Source organism: Cryobacterium sp. CAN_C2 (assembly GCF_015751745.1).
In the GTDB taxonomy this organism is placed as follows: Bacteria; Actinomycetota; Actinomycetes; order Actinomycetales; family Microbacteriaceae; genus Cryobacterium.
In genome coordinates this window covers 12,518-28,760 of sequence record NZ_JADOUX010000004.1, presented here as the reverse complement: position 1 = coordinate 28,760, position 16,243 = coordinate 12,518, and the positions used below count along the sequence as shown (strand labels likewise).

Below are 16,243 nucleotides of genomic sequence, written 5' to 3'. Positions count from 1 at the left end.
CGGGCGTGGGGGAGGGCTGCTGGCCGCGGGTGGGGCTCAAAACGGTTCTCGATTTCGCTGGCCGTTTGCTCGGGAACAGCTTCTCAGGTACGAATAACGGCGCGTTGCGAACAAACGGCGCTTGCCAAGAAACGGTTCGAGAGGGGCACGGGAGTGGCCGGAAACTGCACTCACGCGCGCTTCTGGCGGCGTGCGGCGTCGGCCGGGGGATAGCGCAACCCTACCCCTGCACCCCCGCGCGTGCCCGCCCGCGCGATTTCTTGATCGCCGAAAACCCGTCAGGGTGCCGCCGGTCGGCGGGTAGGGTAGACCTTCACACCCCGACCTGACAAGCCTGGAGGACGCATGGTTCCATTCCTCCTCGCGTTCATCGTGCTGTCAGTACTCACGCCGTGGTTCACCCGGCGACTTGGCACCCGCGTCTTCTACCTGATCGCCCTGCTGCCGGTTGGCGCCTTCGCGTACACGCTCACCCAGACCGCCACGGTCACCGCTGGCGGGGCCGTGACCCAGTCGATCCCGTGGGTTCCGCAGCTCGGCATCAGTCTGTCCTTCCGGGTCGACACGCTGGCCTGGCTGCTCGCGCTCGTCGTCACCGGTATCGGCGCCCTCGTGCTGGTCTATTGTGCCCGCTATTTCACCGACGACGAGCCCAGCCTCGGCCGTTTCGCAGCACTGCTGCTCGCTTTCACCGGCACCATGTATGGTCTCGTCACCGCCGACGATCTCGTGATCGTGTTTATGTTCTGGGAGGTCACGAGCGTGCTCTCCTACCTGTTGATCGGGCATTACACGCATAAACGCGAGAGCCGTGGCGCCGCCCTGCAGGCTCTGATCGTGACGACGTTCGGCGGCCTGGTGATGCTCGTGGGCGTCGTGATGATCTCGGTCGCCGCCGGCACAACGAGCCTCGCCTACATCGTGGCCAACCCGGTGACGAACACCATGGGAACCTGGGCGGTTCTGCTCATTCTGGTCGGGGCGCTCTCGAAATCGGCGCTCGTACCATTCCACTTCTGGCTGCCGGCCGCGATGGCCGCGCCGACCCCGGTCAGCGCGTACCTGCATGCCGCCGCGATGGTCAAGGCCGGAATCTACATCGTCGCCCGTCTCGCTCCCGGCTACGCCGACAGTGACGGTTGGCTGCCGGTGCTGGTCACCCTCGGGGTCTGGACCATGGTGGTCGGAGCCTGGCGGGCCCTGCGCCAGTACGACCTCAAACTGCTGCTCGCCTACGGCACGGTCAGCCAGCTCGGCTTTCTCATGATCGCGATCGGGTTCAACACCCGCGACACGGCGCTCGCCGGCGCCGCCCTGCTGCTCGCGCACGCGCTCTTTAAAGCGACGCTGTTTCTTGTCGTCGGTGTCATCGACCACCGGGCCGGCACGCGCGACTGGCGCAGGCTCAGCGGCGTCGGTCGCAGCGCCCCGACACTCGCCGTAATCGCGCTCGTGGCGGTGGCGTCCATGGCGGGCCTGCCGCCGGTGTTCGGATTCGTGGCCAAGGAAGCCGTGTTCACCTCGCTGATCGACGCCGCCGTCGGGGGTTCCGGCTGGGGCTACGCGGCGCTCATCGGCACCGCCGTGGGATCCGTGCTCACGGCGGCGTACAGCATCCGTTTCTTCTGGGGTGCCTTCGGAACGCGCAAGGAACAGCCGAGAACCGTGCTGCACGCGAGCCCCTGGGACACGCTGCTCGCCCCCGCTGTGCTCACCGTCGCGACCATCGGTCTCGGGCTGTTCGCCTCCGTACTCGACCCGCTGCTCGCACCCTACGCCGACACCGTGCCGGGTGCCGGCAGTCTCACCGAACCGCCGTACCACCTCGCGTTGTGGCACGGGCTCGAACCGTCCGTCTACCTCAGCGCCGTCGTTCTGCTGCTCGGAGCCCTACTGTTTCGGGCACGCCGCGGGGTGTTGCGGCTGCAATTGAGAGTGCCCGACTATATCGACGCCGGCCGCGGTTACGGCAAGGCCATTCGCGGCGTCGACCGCGTCGCGGCCCGGGTCACCCACTTCGCCCAGCGGGGCGGACTGCCACAGTACCTCGGCACCATCCTCACCGTCTTCGTGCTCGCTCTCGGCGTCGCGCTCGTCGTCAACCGCACCTGGCCAGACACGATCGTGCTCTGGGACTACCCGGGCCAGATCATCATCGCCCTGATCATGGCCACCTGCGCGGTGATGGCGGCTCGGGTCGGGCAGCGGATGACCGCGGTCATTCTCGCCGGCGTCACCGGCTACGGCCTCGTCGTCCTGTTCGCTTTTCATGGCGCACCCGACCTCGCCCTCGCCCAGGCCCTGGTCGAATCGATCACCATCGTGATCTTCGTGCTCGTGCTGCGCCGCCTGCCCGCGAACATCGCCCAGCACAACAAACCGGTACGCCGCAAGCGCCGCGTGCTGATCGGCAGCCTCGTCGGCCTGGTCATGGGCACGATCGGCTTCATCGCGCTCGGTGCCCGCCAGTTCGAGAGTATCGCCGGGGCACTGCCGCGGCTGTCGGTTGAAGACGGACACGGCAACAACATCGTCAACGTGATGCTCGTGGACATTCGAGCCTGGGACACCATGGGCGAGGTATCCGTGCTCATCGTTGTGGCGACCGGAGTCGCGAGCCTGCTCTTCGTGTCGGGTCGTAATTCCATCGTGCCCCGGCTGAAGGAATCCCGCCGCCTGCGCTCGGTCGCCAACCGTCGCCGGGTCGTCGCCGACCCCGAGTTCTCGAGCGAGGGCCATGCCGTCACCCGTCAGGCTTTCCTGCTCGCGGGGCGCAAGAACCCGCAGCGCAGCCGGTCGATTCTCATCGAGGTGCTCGTGCGGTTGCTGTTCCACCCCGCGATGATCGTGTCGATCTACCTTCTCTTTGCCGGCCACAACCTACCCGGCGGCGGGTTCGCCGGCGGACTGCTCGCCGGCCTGGCCCTGGTGGCGCGGTATCTCGCCGGCGGACGCTACGAGCTGAGCGAAGCGGCCCCAATCGACCCGGGCAAGATTCTCGGCCTCGGCGTGATTCTCGCCGTCGGCATGAGCGTCGTCTCGCTGTTCTTCGACGGCGTTCCTCTGGAGTCGGCGTACTTCACGGCGACCGTGCCCGTGCTCGGCGACCTGTCGTTCGGCACCGCGACCATCTTCGATATCGGCGTCTACCTCGTCGTCATCGGCCTCACGTACGACATTTTGCGCAGCCTCGGCAGTGAAATCGACCGGCAGAGCGAGTCGGACCAGAGCGGGCTGCGGCCCACGCCCGAACCCCTGATCGATGTCGGGGCGCCGACCCCTGCCACGAAAACCGAGGAGGTCAACCGATGAGCGCCTCCCTCACCCTCGTCATTCTGATGGCCGTCATGTACGCGGCCGGCGTTTACGTGATGCTCGAACGCAGCCTCACCCGGGTGCTGATCGGCTTTCTGCTCGTCGGCAATGCCACCAACCTGCTCATTTTCATCATGAGTGGGCGGGCGGGTAGTTCACCGATCGTCACCGGTACGAGCCTCCTGGACATGGTCGACCCGATTCCCCAGGTGCTCATACTTACCGCGATCGTGATCAACTTCGGCATCACCGCACTGCTGCTCGCGCTCATCTATCGTTCCTGGTGGCTGGCCCAGTTGGGTGACGAGGGCGATACCCTCACGGATGAGCACGCCGGCGAGAGCGCCGGTGAGGCCGACGCCACCTTCCGCTCCTCGTCAGACGATGACGATGCGATCGCCGAATCCATCGAGGGCTTCGAGCGGGGCGACGGCGCCACGAGCGATGAAGTCAGCAGGAACCGCCCAGCGAATGCTGGCGGCCGCGCTGGTGCATCCGCTCGCAATACGCCTGTTCCCGATGAGGGAGACCAGCGATGACCCCCCTGGTTCCCCTCATCGTGTGCCTGCCGCTGCTCGGTGCGGCGGTCGCCCTGACGCTCGGCCAGCGTCGTCGCCTGCAGGTGATGGTGAGCGTGGCGAGCCTCGCCGCGGCGACTGTCATGAGCGCGGTGCTGCTCGTGCTGGTCGACCGGTTTGGTCCGGCCGTGGTGCAGGTTGGCGGCTGGGAGGCCCCGTGGGGCATTGTGCTCGTCGTCGACCGACTCTCGGCGATCATGCTGCTCATCTCGGCGCTCATGCTGCTCGGAGTTCTGCTGTTCGCGGTCGGCCAGGGCATCGTCGACGGCGATACCGAAGCTCCGGTGTCGATTTTTCACCCGACCTATCTCGTACTGGCCGCCGGACTGTTCAACGCCTTCGTGGCCGGCGATCTCTTCACCATGTATGTCGGCTTCGAGATGCTGCTGTCGGCGAGCTATGTGCTGCTGACCCTCGGCGGCACGGGCGCCCGCATTCGAGTGGGCATCACCTACATTGTCGTGAGTCTGGTGTCGTCACTGCTGTTCCTGAGCGCGATCGCGCTCATCTACGGCGCGACCGGCACGGTCACCCTCGCCCTCATCGCCGAGCGGATGCCCGACCTCCCGGCCGATAGCCAGCTGATCCTCGGATTGTTGCTGCTGATCGCCTTCGGGGTGAAAGCCGCCGTGTTTCCGATGTCGTTCTGGCTGCCGGATTCATACCCGACCGCGCCCGCACCGGTCACGGCGGTGTTCGCCGGACTGCTCACCAAGGTTGGTGTCTACGCGATTCTGCGCACCCAGACCCTGTTCTTTCCCGATAACCAGTTTTCGATGCCGCTCATGATCGTCGCGGCACTGACCCTGCTCGTCGGCATTTTGGGGGCGCTCGCCCAAGCCGATATCAAACGGCTACTTTCGTTCACCCTGATCAGCCACATCGGCTACATGCTGTTTGGCATTGCGATCGGAACCCCGCTGGCCCTTGCGGCGACCATCTTCTACGTCGTGCACCACATCACCGTACAGACGACCCTGTTCTTGGCGGCGGGGCTCATCGACCGCGTCGGCGGCACCACGTCGCTGTCGCGCCTCGGCGGGTTGCTCAAATCTGCCCCGGTCGTGGCCATTTTGTTCTTTCTCGGCGCGCTCAACCTCGGCGGCATCCCACCGTTCTCCGGCTTTCTCGGCAAGATCGCCCTCTTCCAGGCCGGCACGATCGTCGGCGACCCGATCATCTACGTGCTGATCGGTGTCGGTGCTCTGACCTCGCTGCTCACGCTGTATACCCTGGCTCGAGCTTGGAACCTGGCCTTCTGGCGGCCCAAGAACCAGGTCAAGGATTACACCTCGTCGATGTCCGCGTCGCTGGTGGAAGACCCCCAGGACGAGGGCATCGTGCTCAAGAAGACGGTGTCACCGCTCATGGTCGGCACGACGACCGCCATGCTCGTCCTGACCCTCGGCCTGACCATTTTCGCCGGTCCGATCTTTGAGCTGACCACCCGGGCTGCCGGCAACATCAGCTCGCCGTCCACCTACATCGACGCCGTGTTCCCGAACGGCACCGGAGCGATCGAAGACACGAACGTGGGCACAAACTTCGAAGGCGGCGCCAAGTGACCACGTCGCGCGAACGCCTTGAAGCCGTCGGCAACCAGATTCCGCCGCTGATCGCCCTGATCGTGCTGTGGATGCTGCTCTGGGGTGAGTTCTCCTGGCTGAACTTGCTCGTCGGGTTCGTTGTCGCCATGATCGTCACCGTGGTGTTCTACCTGGTGCCGGTGCAGCTGAGCGGGCGCCTGCATCCGCTGCACACCGTGGTATTTTTCGTGCGGTTGATCGTCGACATTGTGCGGGCCTCGATCGATGTGTCCTGGCTGGCGGTGAAACCTCGGCTGGTCACGAGCAATGCGATCCTGGAGATTCGCTTGCGCACCCGTAGCGACCTCATCCTCACCTGGACCGCTGTGGCTACGTCGATCGTGCCGGGTTCGATCGTCGTCGACATCGACCGGGAATCATCGATCCTGTTTCTGCACGTGCTGAACATGCACAGTGCCCGCGATATCGAGCGGTTTCGGCGGTGCGTTCTCGACACCGAGCGGCGGATCGTGCGCGGCTTCGGCTCCCGCGAAGATGTCGAGCGGATGCGCGGGGTGCGGCCAGAGAACCGTCTCACGGCCCGCCGCGCCGCACGAACCAATGGAAAGGCATCCTCATGATGTTGCAGAGTGTGGCCGTGGTCGCCGGGGTCATGTTCGCGGTCGGGGCGCTCCTCGCCGTGTACCGCATCGTCGTCGGCCCGAGCGTGCTCGACCGCGTCATCGCCTCGGATGTGCTCGTCGCGACGATCATCTGCGCCCTCGGCGCCGAGATGGCCCTCAATCGGCACACCGACACCCTGCCGGTGCTGCTCGTACTGGCACTGTTCGCGGTGCTCGGATCCTTCAGCGTCGCCCGCTTTCTGCCCGCGCGGGACAGCGCATGAGCGCCCTATTTCACGATGTACTGACGGCGGTTCTCGTGCTCGCCGGCGCCACCATGTGCCTCGCCGCCGGAATCGGGCTCATCCGCTTTCCCGACGTGTTGTCGCGTCTGCACGCCGCGACCAAACCGCAGATTTTTGGTCTCATGGCTGTGACAGCGGATGTCGCGATCAACAACTTCTCGGTCGGCACCGTCACGCTTGTCGTTGCGATCGTCGTCTTTCAGGCCCTGACCGCGCCGATGGCCGCGCACCTGGTGGGCCGGGCCGCGTACGAGACCGAGCACCTGCGCCCCGACCTGCTCATCGTCGACGAATTGGAGGCCCGCCGGGCCGCTCGCTAACGGCTCGCGGTCTGGCCCATCGACGCAAACGCCGGCACAGGCTGATATGCTGGCGGAGTCGCAACTGGCGTAGCACGAAGATGGGTCACCATCGGGGAGCGACTGACACGGTTGGTGGCCGCACGCCTGGGCCGCAACATCCACACGTAAGGAGAACTCCGTGCCTGATACCGCTACCGTTCTGAGGTCGACCTTCAACGAGCCGCTCTCGGTTGTCGACCCCGAGATTGCCGCCGTGCTCGAGCAGGAGCTCGGCCGCCAGCGCGACTATCTCGAAATGATTGCGAGCGAGAACTTCGTTTCCCGCGCCATTTTGCAGTCGCAGGGCTCGGTGCTCACCAACAAATACGCCGAGGGCTACCCGGGGCGCCGCTACTACGGCGGATGCGAGTACGTCGACGTTGCCGAGCAGCTCGCCATCGACCGCGCCAAGAGCCTGTTCGGTGCCGCCTACGCGAATGTGCAGCCGCACTCCGGCGCCACCGCCAACGCCGCGGTACTCTCCGCCATCGCCACGCCCGGCGACACCATCCTCGGGCTCGAGTTGGCCCACGGCGGCCACCTCACCCACGGCATGAAGCTCAACTTCTCGGGCAAGCTGTACAACCCGGTGGCCTACGGCGTCGACCCGGAGACTTTCCGTATCGACATGAACGTCGTGCGCGACAAGGCCCTCGAAAGCAGGCCGAAGGTCATCATTGCCGGCTGGTCGGCTTATCCGCGCCACCTCGACTTCGAAGCCTTCCGTGCCATCGCCGACGAGGTCGGCGCGTTGTTGTGGGTCGACATGGCCCACTTCGCCGGACTCGTCGCTGCTGGCCTGCATCCCTCGCCCGTGCCCTACGCCGATGTCGTGTCGAGCACCGTGCACAAGACACTCGCCGGCCCGCGCTCGGGGATCATTCTGTCGCGCGATATGGCCCTGGCCAAGAAGCTCAACTCCAACGTGTTCCCCGGCCAGCAGGGCGGACCGCTCATGCACGTGATCGCCGCCAAGGCCACCGCGTTCAAGCTCGCGGCCGAGCCCGAGTTCAAGGAGCGCCAGGAGCGCACCCTGCGCGGTGCCAGCATCCTCGCCGACCGCCTCACTGCCGATGACTCGCGGGCCCACGGCATCGACGTGCTCACCGGCGGCACCGACGTGCACCTCGTGCTCGCCGACCTGCGCCACTCTGAAATCAACGGCCAACAGGCCGAAGACGCCCTGCACGAGGTCGGCATAACCGTGAACCGCAACTCGGTTCCGTTCGACCCGCGCCCGCCGATGGTCACCTCTGGCCTCCGCATCGGCACGCCCGCCCTGGCCACCCGCGGATTCGGCGATGTCGAGTTCACCGAGGTCGCCGACGTCATCGCCGAAGCGCTCAAGCCCGGCGCCGATATTGCCGCGCTCCGCACCCGCGTCGGCGTGCTCACGCAGGCGTTCCCGCTGTATTCCGGGCTGCAGCAGTAACGTAACCGCGTCGATAACGGATGCCGCCGGCCGGCTCGGTTAGCGGCATCCGTCGTCTCGGCATTGACAGCGCGTCGCTCGTGCGTTGCCTGCGCGTTACCCGCGCGACTCGTACCGATCGCAGACTGGACGACGGCACGCGGCCCCGGTGCACCGACGTAAACGATCAGACTAGGAACCACGATGACGGCAATCACACTGGACGGGGTCACAACCGCGTCCGATATCAAAGCCGAGCTGCGGGACCGTATTTCTGCCCTGCGCTCGCACGGCGTCGTGCCGGGCCTGGCCACCCTGCTCGTGGGAAATGACCCGGGTTCTGAGCTCTACGTTGCGGGCAAGCATCGCGACTGCGCTGAGGTCGGCATCGAATCGCTGCGTATCGACCTGCCCGGTTCGGCGACCACGGCCGACGTGCGCGCCGCCATCAACGACCTCAACAACAGTCGTGAGGTGACCGGCTACATCATTCAGCTGCCGCTGCCGGTTGGCCACAACGAGAACGCGATGCTCGAGCTCATCGATCCGTCAAAGGATGCCGACGGCCTGCACCCGACCAACCTGGGACGCCTCGTGCTCGGTATCGAGGGCGAACTCCGCTCACCGCTGCCCTGCACCCCCGCTGGGATCGTCGAGCTGCTACGCCGGTATGACGTGCCGATCGTGGGCAAGAAGGTCGTCGTGGTCGGCCGTGGACTCACGGTCGGGCGTCCGCTTGGCCTGCTTTTCACGCGCAAGGGCCTCGACGCGACCGTCACCCTCACCCATTCCCGCACGGTCGACCTCGCCGCTGAGGTACGTCGCGCCGACATCGTCGTGGCCGCTGTCGGTGTGCCGCACCTGGTGCAGGCCGACTGGATCAAGCCCGGTGCCGCGGTACTCGACGTGGGAATCACCCGTGTGCACGACGAGGTCACCGGCAAGGGCAAGCTCACCGGCGATGTGCACCCCGACGTGGCCACGGTCGCCGGGCACCTCTCACCCAACCCGCGCGGCGTCGGCCCGATGACTCGCGCCATGCTGCTCTCCAACGTGGTCAAGGCCGCCGAGCAGTCGCTGCGGGCGTAGGCTGCCCGCCGTCGGCGGTCTCGGCAGGCTCGACGAACGAAACATTGGTCGAGCGCATGCCCGTTGGTCGAGCTTGTCGAACTACAGTGCGGTCAGGGCCGCGCGGTGCCGCTCGGTGTGCTCGAGATAGTTCTCGGCGTTGAGACGGATGCTGGCGATCTCGTCGTCGGTCAGCGGGCGACGAACCTTCGCCGGCACCCCGGCCACGAGCGATCCGGGCGGCACAACGGTGCCGCCGAGCACCACGGCTCCGGCGGCCACGAGCGATCCGGTGCCGATGAGGGCGCCGTTCAGAATGGTCGCGGCCATGCCGACGAGCACATTGTCTTCGATCGTGCAGCCGTGCAGCACCGCTCCGTGCCCAACCGAGACGCCCGTGCCCAGGGTGAGGGGAAAGTCCGTGTCGACGTGGCACGAGACGTTGTCCTGCAGGTTAGACCCGGCCCCGATCGTGATCGGTTCGAGCTCGGCCCGCAGCACGGAGTTGTACCATACGCTGGCCCGGTTGTGCAGGGTCACGTTGCCCACAATGACGGCGCCCGGCGCGACGAACGCGCTCTCGGCGATAATCGGGGCGGGCGTGTTGGGCAGCGCAATAATGCGGGCAGAACGGTCGGCAGTCATAGGCGCCAGCCTACCGGGGCACTCGCTCGTCGCGTCCAGCGGATGCCGCAGCCTACTCGCGCCCGGCGCCGTCGGCGGCGCGCACGACGAACAGGTCGGGCGTACGTAACCCTCGGTCGTCGAAAGCCGCCAGAACAGCGGCCTTGACCGCGGGCAGGACGGCCCGCGGCGTGAGTGCGATCGCCGCGCCGCCGAATCCTCCGCCGGTCATTCGGGCTCCGATGGCCCCGGCCGCACGAGCGGTCGTGACCGCCAGGTCGAGTTCCGGCACAGAGATTTCGAAGTCGTCGCGCATCGACAGGTGTGAAGCATCCAGGAGGGCTCCGATCGCGCCCGGGCCGTGCGAGCGAAGCGCCTGCACGGTGTCGAGCACCCGCTGGTTCTCGGTCACGATGTGCCGCACCCGCCGAAACGTCTCGTTGTCGAGGGTTTCAGCGGCCCGGCCCAGGTCGTGCAGATCAAGGTCACGCAGCGAGTCAACTCCCATGAGCGCGGCGCCGGCCTCACAGCTGGCTCGTCGGGCGGCATAACCACCGCTGGAGTGGGCGTGTACCACCTTGGTATCGATGACCAGCAGATTAAGCTCAGCGGCGTCGAAGCCGAGCGGAATCACCTCGGAGTGCAGGCTGCGGCAGTCCAGAAAGACGCCGCAATCGGCGCGCCCGAGCAGCGATGCTGACTGGTCCATGATGCCGGTCGGCGCACCCACCGCACGGTTTTCGGCCAACTGACCCACCCTGGCGAGCGTCGGACGCTCCAGACCGAGGTTCCAGACATGGTTGAGCGCAAGGGCGATGGCGCTTTCGATTGCGGCCGATGACGACAAGCCGGCACCGATGGGCACCTCAGAGTCGATGTAAACGTCAAAACCGCCCGCGCGGCTCAGATCGGCGCCGAACTGGCTGAGCGCCCACGCTACGCCGAGCGGGTAGGCCGACCAGCCCCGCAGGTTCTCGGGCTGAAGGTCGTCGAGCCGAAGCCCAATGATGTCGTCCGAGAACGAACTCGCGACGGAAATCAGTCGGTCGTCGCGCGGACTGAGCGCGACCACGGTGCGCCGGTCAATTGCGAGCGGAAAAACGAAACCCTCGTTGTAGTCGGTGTGCTCGCCGATCAGGTTGACCCGTCCCGGCGCCGACCAGACTCCAGCCGGGGCCTCGCCGAACCGCATCGCGAAACCGGCGACGGTGCGCGCGTGCACAGCGCTCATTGAATAACCCGTGCGGCAGCGGATGCGGCCCCCGCGGCCTGTGAGGTTTGCGCCGGCCCACCGCGCTCTGCGGCGGCATCCGCTACGATACTGCGCTCAACCCCAGCACGAATGAGCTCGGCGGCCTGTTCGGGCGTGACGTCACCGATCCAGGCGCCCATGGCGGCCTCCGAGCCGGCCAGAAACTTGAGTTTATCCTCGGCCCGTCGGGGGCTGGTTACCTGGAGCATCAATCGGATGTCGTCTCGGTGCACGTTGACCGGGGCTTGGTGCCAGGCAGCGATGTACGGGGTTGGACTCGTGTAGATCGCGTCGATGCCGCGCAGAAGGCGGCGATACAGTTCGGCCAGTTCGTCGCGTTCGGCCAGGCTTGTTGCGGCGATGTCGGGTATCTGGCGATGCGGCAGCATGTGCACCTCAAGGGGCCAGCGGGCGGCGAAGGGTACGAAGGCGGTCCAATGCTCCCCGCGAAGAAGCACGCGTTCACCGGCCTGTTCACTCTGGAGAACGTCGGCGAAGAGCCCGGGGCCGTAGCGTGAGACCGATTCGATGAGCCGCTGGGTTCGCGGGGTGACGTACGGGTAGGCATAGATCTGGCCGTGCGGATGCCGCAGGGTCACCCCGATCTCTTCGCCTCTGTTTTCAAACGGAAAGACTTGCTCGATGCCTGTCATGCCGGAGAGTGCAGAGGTTCTCTCGGCCCAGGCTTCGATGACGGTACGGGCCCGAACGACCGAGAGGCTCGCGAACGATCCTTCGTGCTCGGGGCTGAAGCAGACGACCTCGCATCGGCCGACCGATCGTCGAGCGCGGCCGAGCCCGACCGTCGCAAGGTCGTCGAGACCGGTCGGGGCGTTGTCGTCGGCGAGCAGCGGACCGAACGAGGGCGACTTGTTCTCGAACACGGCCACGTCGTAATTACTGGGCACCTCCGAGGGGTTGTCGGGCGTCGCCGGTGCGAGCGGGTCGAATCGGGCCGGTGGCAGGAAAACTCGGTTCTGCCGCCCAGCGGCGATCGAAACCCACTCGTTGGTCAGTGCGTCCTGACGCATGCTTGCGGTCTCTTGTCGCGGCGCGGGTAAACGCAGATCAGCGCCGCGCTCGGCCGGGAGGGCAGAATCCGGGTCGTCAAAGTAGATGAGGTCGCGTCCGTCGCTGAGCTGATGGGTGTGGCGCGGGATGCGCGGATCCGCGAGGAACGTGGGGGCAGGGTTTGTCATGACAGACCCACCGTAACAAATTTGCGTATCTGAAACCACTACTTTCGTATTGAAAAAGAAACACAAGTAAGTGAAGATGGAGGTATGACCGAGGCGACGACCGAACAGGACGTATTGCCGGCGCATCAGCGCCGTGAGCAGATTGCGCAGTTGGTCATCGACCGCGGATTCAAGAAGGTCAGCGAACTCGGCGAAACGTTCGGGGTCTCCGGTGTCACCGCACGCACCGACCTTGATGCCCTCGAACGGGCCGGTCGAGTGCGTCGCGTGCACGGCGGGGCTGTTGCGGTGGCCTTTTCGGGGCTGACCGCACGCGAATTCTCGTTCGAAGAGGCACTTTCGGCCTCGGTGCTACCGAAGCAGCAGATCGGCACGCTCGCGGCATCGCTCGTTTTCAGCGGACAGAGCGTGATCCTTGATGTCGGCACGACGACGCTGGCGATTGCCCGTGCGCTGCGGGCCAGGACAGACCTGCGCGACGTCGTCGTGATCACCAATGGGCTCAGCATTGCTCTCGAGCTCGAGCCTGCCATTCCCCGCTTCTCCGTGATCGTCACAGGCGGTTCCCTGCGCCCGCTGCAGCATTCCCTCGTCGACCCGCTCGCCGGCCTGATTTTCGCCCAGGTGCACGCCGACCTCGCCTTCATCGGCTGCAACGGCGTCGACGTCGAGCACGGAGTGACGAACATCAACCTTCCCGAGGCGGGCGTGAAGGCACAGATGCTGGACTCAGCCACCCGGGTAATCGTCGTGGCCGACGGGTCGAAGATTGGCCGGGTACACCTCGGCCGAATCGGCGCGCTCGACGCCTTCGACACGCTCCTAACGGATGCTGCCGCCGACGCGGCCACGCTGGCACCCCTCCGCAAGTACGGATTGACCGTGCTTCAGCCCGGTGGCGACAGCGCCCCCTAGGCTGGGCGAATGAGCGCAGCAACGGGACAGCAGTTTGAACTCACCGTGCAGACGCCGAGCGGCGGTGCACGCGCCGTCATTACAGAGGTGGCCGCCGGCATCCGCTTGTATACGGTGAACGGCATCGATCTGGTCGAGCCTTTTCCGGCCGAGGTAACACCTCCAATGGCCGCGGGAATCGTGCTCGTTCCGTGGCCGAACCGTATTCGCGACGGTAGCTGGACTCAGAAGGGCGTGACTCGTCAGCTCGCTCTGACCGAACCTGCCCGCCACAATGCCATTCACGGTTTGTTGCGCTTCGGCGCCTATCGGCCGGTCGCCAGCACAGCGGCGTCGGTCACGCTTTCAGCGACCGTCTTTGCGCAGTCGGGTTACCCGTTTCAGGTTGAGACGCGCGTCACGTACACGCTCACGGCTGATGGCCTGGAGGCCAATCACACCCTGCGCAACACGGGTTCGGATTCGGCCCCGGTAGCGCTCGGTACCCACCCGTACCTCAAGATTGGGGATGTGCCGACGGGCGACCTCGTGCTGCACCTCTGTGCTGAAACGCACATCGACGTCGATGAACGTCTGAACCCACTCGGTGAAAGCGCCGTCGACGGTACCCGATTCGACCTGCGTGGGGGAGCACGTGTGGCCGATCTCGACCTCGACGATGGTTTTGGGGCCGTACGGGTCGTTGACGGCCGCAGCGAACATCGTCTCCAGGCCCCCGACGGTCGCAGCGTCACCCTCTGGGGCGATGAGAATATGCGTTACGTTCAGGTCTTCACGCCCCGAATCTTTCCGGTGCGGGCGAGCGAAAATGAAGCGGATGCGCGCGGGCAGGCGATCGCCATTGAGCCCATGACGGCACCCGCCGACGCGTTCAACTCCGGCGCGGGCCTGACTTGGCTACGACCGGATGAATCCTGGACCGTGCGCTGGGGTATTCGTCACGAGGGGTTCACCGGGACGCAGCGGGTTTCGGTTCAGAGCAGTGCCGGTGCCTAAACTGATGGTGTCTTCTGTAGCGCGTCACCGACAGCGAGAAAGTAGAGCGATGCGAGCATTCGTGGCACTCGGCGCCGGACTACTGGCGCTCATCGTGGGCGCGGGAGCCTCGACGGTGGCCTACGCCACGGCACCCGTCGATTTCGGCGCGAGCCACGTGGTCGACTCGGCCGGGGTTCTCGGCGACCGTGCAGCCGAGGTCACCAACCGGCTCGACCAACTGTTCAGCGACACGCAGATCGACCTCTACGTTGCCTTCGTCGGCTCGTTTACGAATCCGAGCGACCGAGAACAGTGGGCCGACCAGGTGATCAGCCAGAACGGCATGGGCACCAATGACATTCTGCTTGCGGTGGCCACCGACGATCGGGAATACCAGCTGCGCGTCACACCGGGCTTTCCCCTGACCGCCTCCCAACTCTCCGATGTGCAGCTGGGGTCGATCGAACCTGCCCTCCGCGACAGCGACTGGGCCGGCGCTGCACTGGCGGCAGCTGATGGACTCGCCGCCGGCGTTTCCGGCCAGGGCCAGCCCGAGACCGGCCCGGGCAACCCCAGCGACGGCCAGGTGCAGCCCGATGCTGGCCAATCAGGCGGGGGCGGGGCAATATTCAGCACCGTGATCGTGCTGATCGGGATCGGACTGATCTTCCTCTTCATTGTTCGTCGTCGTCGACGTCGTGCCTCACCCGTTGCTCGGGTGGAGCCGCAGATTTCCACCGAACAACTCGGTCATGAGGCCGGCCGCGCCCTCGTGCAAACTGACGACGCCGTCAAGACCAGCGGGCAGGAGCTCGGCTTCGCGACGGCCCAATACGGCGAGGCGTCCACCAAGCCATTCCACACCGCACTTGCCCAGGCCCAGCAAAAGCTTCTGGCCGCTTTCACCCTGCAGCAGAAACTCGATGATGCCGAACCCGACAGCGACGAGCAGCGTCGCGCCTGGTTCAATGAAATCGGGCAGCTCTGCGCCCTTGCAAACGCGCTGCTCGACGAGCAGACCGCTGACTTCGACGAACTCCGCCAGGTCGCCAAAAACGCACCGGCGGTGGCAGCATCCGTTGCCCAAAAACTAGCCGAACTGCAATCCCGCGTGCCCCGGGCTGAACAAGAGCTCGCCAGCCTCGCTTCTCGCTACACCGAGGTGGCCCTCGCTACGGTCGCCGACAACCCGGCGCAGGCCCGCGAACGCATCACCTTCGCGAGCGAGGCTCTGGGTGAAGCCAGGGCGCGCCTTGAGGCCTCCGACCCTGGCGCTGCCGCGGTCACCCTTCGCGCCGCCGAAGAATCCGTCGATCAGGGCGAACTGTTGCTCGAGGCGATTGACCGTCTGTCGTCCGGGCTCGGCAAGGCGGTGGCCAGCATCGCTCCTCTCGTCGCTGACCTTGAGAACGACCTGAGAGTCGCCCGATCTATTCCGAGCCAGGCCGACGCCGGTGCGAATCTCCCGGGCGTAATCGCGCTCACCGAGCAGTGTCTGAGCGAGACGAAGACCCGGCTCGCGTCGGGCCCGGTCAATCCGCTCGAACTCGGTCAGCGACTTGAGTCGGTCAATGCGCAAATGGACGCCGTGCTCAAGGGCGTTCGCGATGCCACCGAGCGAGCACGCCGGGTGCGCACGGCCCTCGACCAGACCCTGCTGTCCGCCCGCGGTCAGGTGTCGGCCGCCGAGGACTTCATCGGCGCGCGACGCGGTGCGATCGGACCGGAGTCGCGCACCAGGCTGGCGGAGGCTACCCGGTTCGTGGCGCTCGCCGAAGCCCAGGCGGGCGTTGACCCCGAGGCGGCGCTTGCGGCGGCCCAGCGCGGAAATGCGCTCGCCGCCGAGGCGAACGCACTCGCCCGCAAAGACGTCGATGGCTACGGTAACGACGACGACTTCTTTGGTGGCGGCCGGGGCTCGCGTGGGAGCAACGGCTCGTTGGGTGCGGCGCTTGGTGGCATCCTGATCGGATCGCTGTTGAGTGGTGGCTTCGGCGGGTTTGGTGGCGGTGGCGGGTTTGGTGACGGTGGCAATAGCGGTGGCGGTGGCGGGTTTGGTGGCGGCGGCGATAGCGGCGGCGGTGGCAGCTTCTGACTCACTAAGAACG

General features: G+C 66.0%; 14 protein-coding genes and 1 riboswitch. Of the genes, 11 read left to right on the top strand and 3 right to left on the bottom strand.

Annotation, left to right across the window (positions count from 1 at the left end):
* Positions 1–345: 345 nt before the first annotated feature.
* The 8 genes from IWX77_RS04615 (at position 346) to IWX77_RS04580 (ending at position 9,188) form a co-directional block, all read left to right on the top strand.
* Complete coding sequence (locus tag IWX77_RS04615) at positions 346–3,312, top strand: Na+/H+ antiporter subunit A (protein WP_196843357.1); 2,967 nt, start codon at positions 346–348, stop codon at positions 3,310–3,312.
* Entirely contained in the window at positions 3,309–3,854 is a 546-nt protein-coding gene (locus tag IWX77_RS04610; protein WP_196843356.1) for a sodium:proton antiporter, read from the top strand. Before IWX77_RS04615 ends, IWX77_RS04610 begins: the two co-directional genes overlap by 4 nt.
* Positions 3,851–5,458, top strand: coding sequence for a Na+/H+ antiporter subunit D (locus IWX77_RS04605; protein ID WP_196843355.1), 1,608 nt, complete (start codon positions 3,851–3,853; stop codon positions 5,456–5,458). The genes IWX77_RS04610 and IWX77_RS04605 overlap by 4 nt, the downstream gene beginning before the upstream one ends.
* Entirely contained in the window at positions 5,455–6,060 is a 606-nt protein-coding gene (locus IWX77_RS04600; protein ID WP_196843354.1) for a Na+/H+ antiporter subunit E, read from the top strand. The genes IWX77_RS04605 and IWX77_RS04600 overlap by 4 nt, the downstream gene beginning before the upstream one ends.
* Positions 6,057–6,326, top strand: coding sequence for a monovalent cation/H+ antiporter complex subunit F (locus IWX77_RS04595; protein WP_297412814.1), 270 nt, complete (start codon positions 6,057–6,059; stop codon positions 6,324–6,326). The genes IWX77_RS04600 and IWX77_RS04595 overlap by 4 nt, the downstream gene beginning before the upstream one ends.
* On the top strand, positions 6,323–6,667 hold the full coding sequence (gene mnhG, locus IWX77_RS04590; protein ID WP_196843353.1) for a monovalent cation/H(+) antiporter subunit G: 345 nt from the start codon (positions 6,323–6,325) through the stop codon (positions 6,665–6,667). Before IWX77_RS04595 ends, mnhG begins: the two co-directional genes overlap by 4 nt.
* Before the next feature lie 50 nt (positions 6,668–6,717).
* Positions 6,718–6,806, top strand: a riboswitch (ZMP/ZTP riboswitch).
* Positions 6,807–6,827: 21 nt separating this feature from the next.
* A complete protein-coding gene (gene glyA / locus IWX77_RS04585) occupies positions 6,828–8,120 on the top strand; it encodes a serine hydroxymethyltransferase (RefSeq protein ID WP_297412815.1) in 1,293 nt (430 codons plus the stop codon).
* Between the two features lie 183 nt (positions 8,121–8,303).
* Positions 8,304–9,188, top strand: a complete 885-nt coding sequence (locus IWX77_RS04580) for a bifunctional methylenetetrahydrofolate dehydrogenase/methenyltetrahydrofolate cyclohydrolase (protein ID WP_196843352.1) — start codon at positions 8,304–8,306, stop codon at positions 9,186–9,188.
* 81 nt (positions 9,189–9,269) lie between these two features.
* Here IWX77_RS04580 and IWX77_RS04575 read toward each other — a convergent pair whose 3' ends face one another.
* The 3 genes from IWX77_RS04575 to galT are packed head-to-tail and all read right to left on the bottom strand — an operon-like array spanning position 9,270 to position 12,242.
* The gene (locus IWX77_RS04575; RefSeq protein WP_196843351.1) at positions 9,270–9,812 is read right to left on the bottom strand and encodes a gamma carbonic anhydrase family protein; all 543 of its coding nucleotides are present in this window, start codon (positions 9,810–9,812) and stop codon (positions 9,270–9,272) included.
* Between the two features lie 52 nt (positions 9,813–9,864).
* Positions 9,865–11,022 (bottom strand): galactokinase, encoded by a 1,158-nt coding sequence (galK, locus tag IWX77_RS04570; RefSeq protein WP_196843350.1) that lies wholly within the window; start codon positions 11,020–11,022, stop codon positions 9,865–9,867.
* Positions 11,019–12,242 carry a galactose-1-phosphate uridylyltransferase gene (gene galT / locus IWX77_RS04565; protein WP_196843349.1) on the bottom strand — a complete coding sequence of 408 codons (1,224 nt, stop codon included), beginning with the start codon at positions 12,240–12,242 and terminating at the stop codon, positions 11,019–11,021. The genes galK and galT overlap by 4 nt, the downstream gene beginning before the upstream one ends.
* An 84-nt stretch (positions 12,243–12,326) precedes the next feature.
* Between galT and IWX77_RS04560 the strand changes: the two genes are divergently transcribed.
* Genes IWX77_RS04560 through IWX77_RS04550 form a run of 3 tightly spaced genes read left to right on the top strand, consistent with a single transcriptional unit; the run spans position 12,327 to position 16,230 of the window.
* Positions 12,327–13,157 (top strand): DeoR/GlpR family DNA-binding transcription regulator, encoded by an 831-nt coding sequence (locus tag IWX77_RS04560; protein ID WP_196843348.1) that lies wholly within the window; start codon positions 12,327–12,329, stop codon positions 13,155–13,157.
* A 9-nt stretch (positions 13,158–13,166) separates the two neighbouring features.
* Positions 13,167–14,153: an aldose 1-epimerase family protein gene (locus IWX77_RS04555; RefSeq protein ID WP_196843347.1), complete on the top strand. Its 987-nt coding sequence runs from the start codon at positions 13,167–13,169 to the stop codon at positions 14,151–14,153.
* Positions 14,154–14,202: 49 nt separating this feature from the next.
* Entirely contained in the window at positions 14,203–16,230 is a 2,028-nt protein-coding gene (locus IWX77_RS04550; RefSeq protein WP_196843346.1) for a TPM domain-containing protein, read from the top strand.
* Positions 16,231–16,243 lie beyond the last annotated feature (13 nt).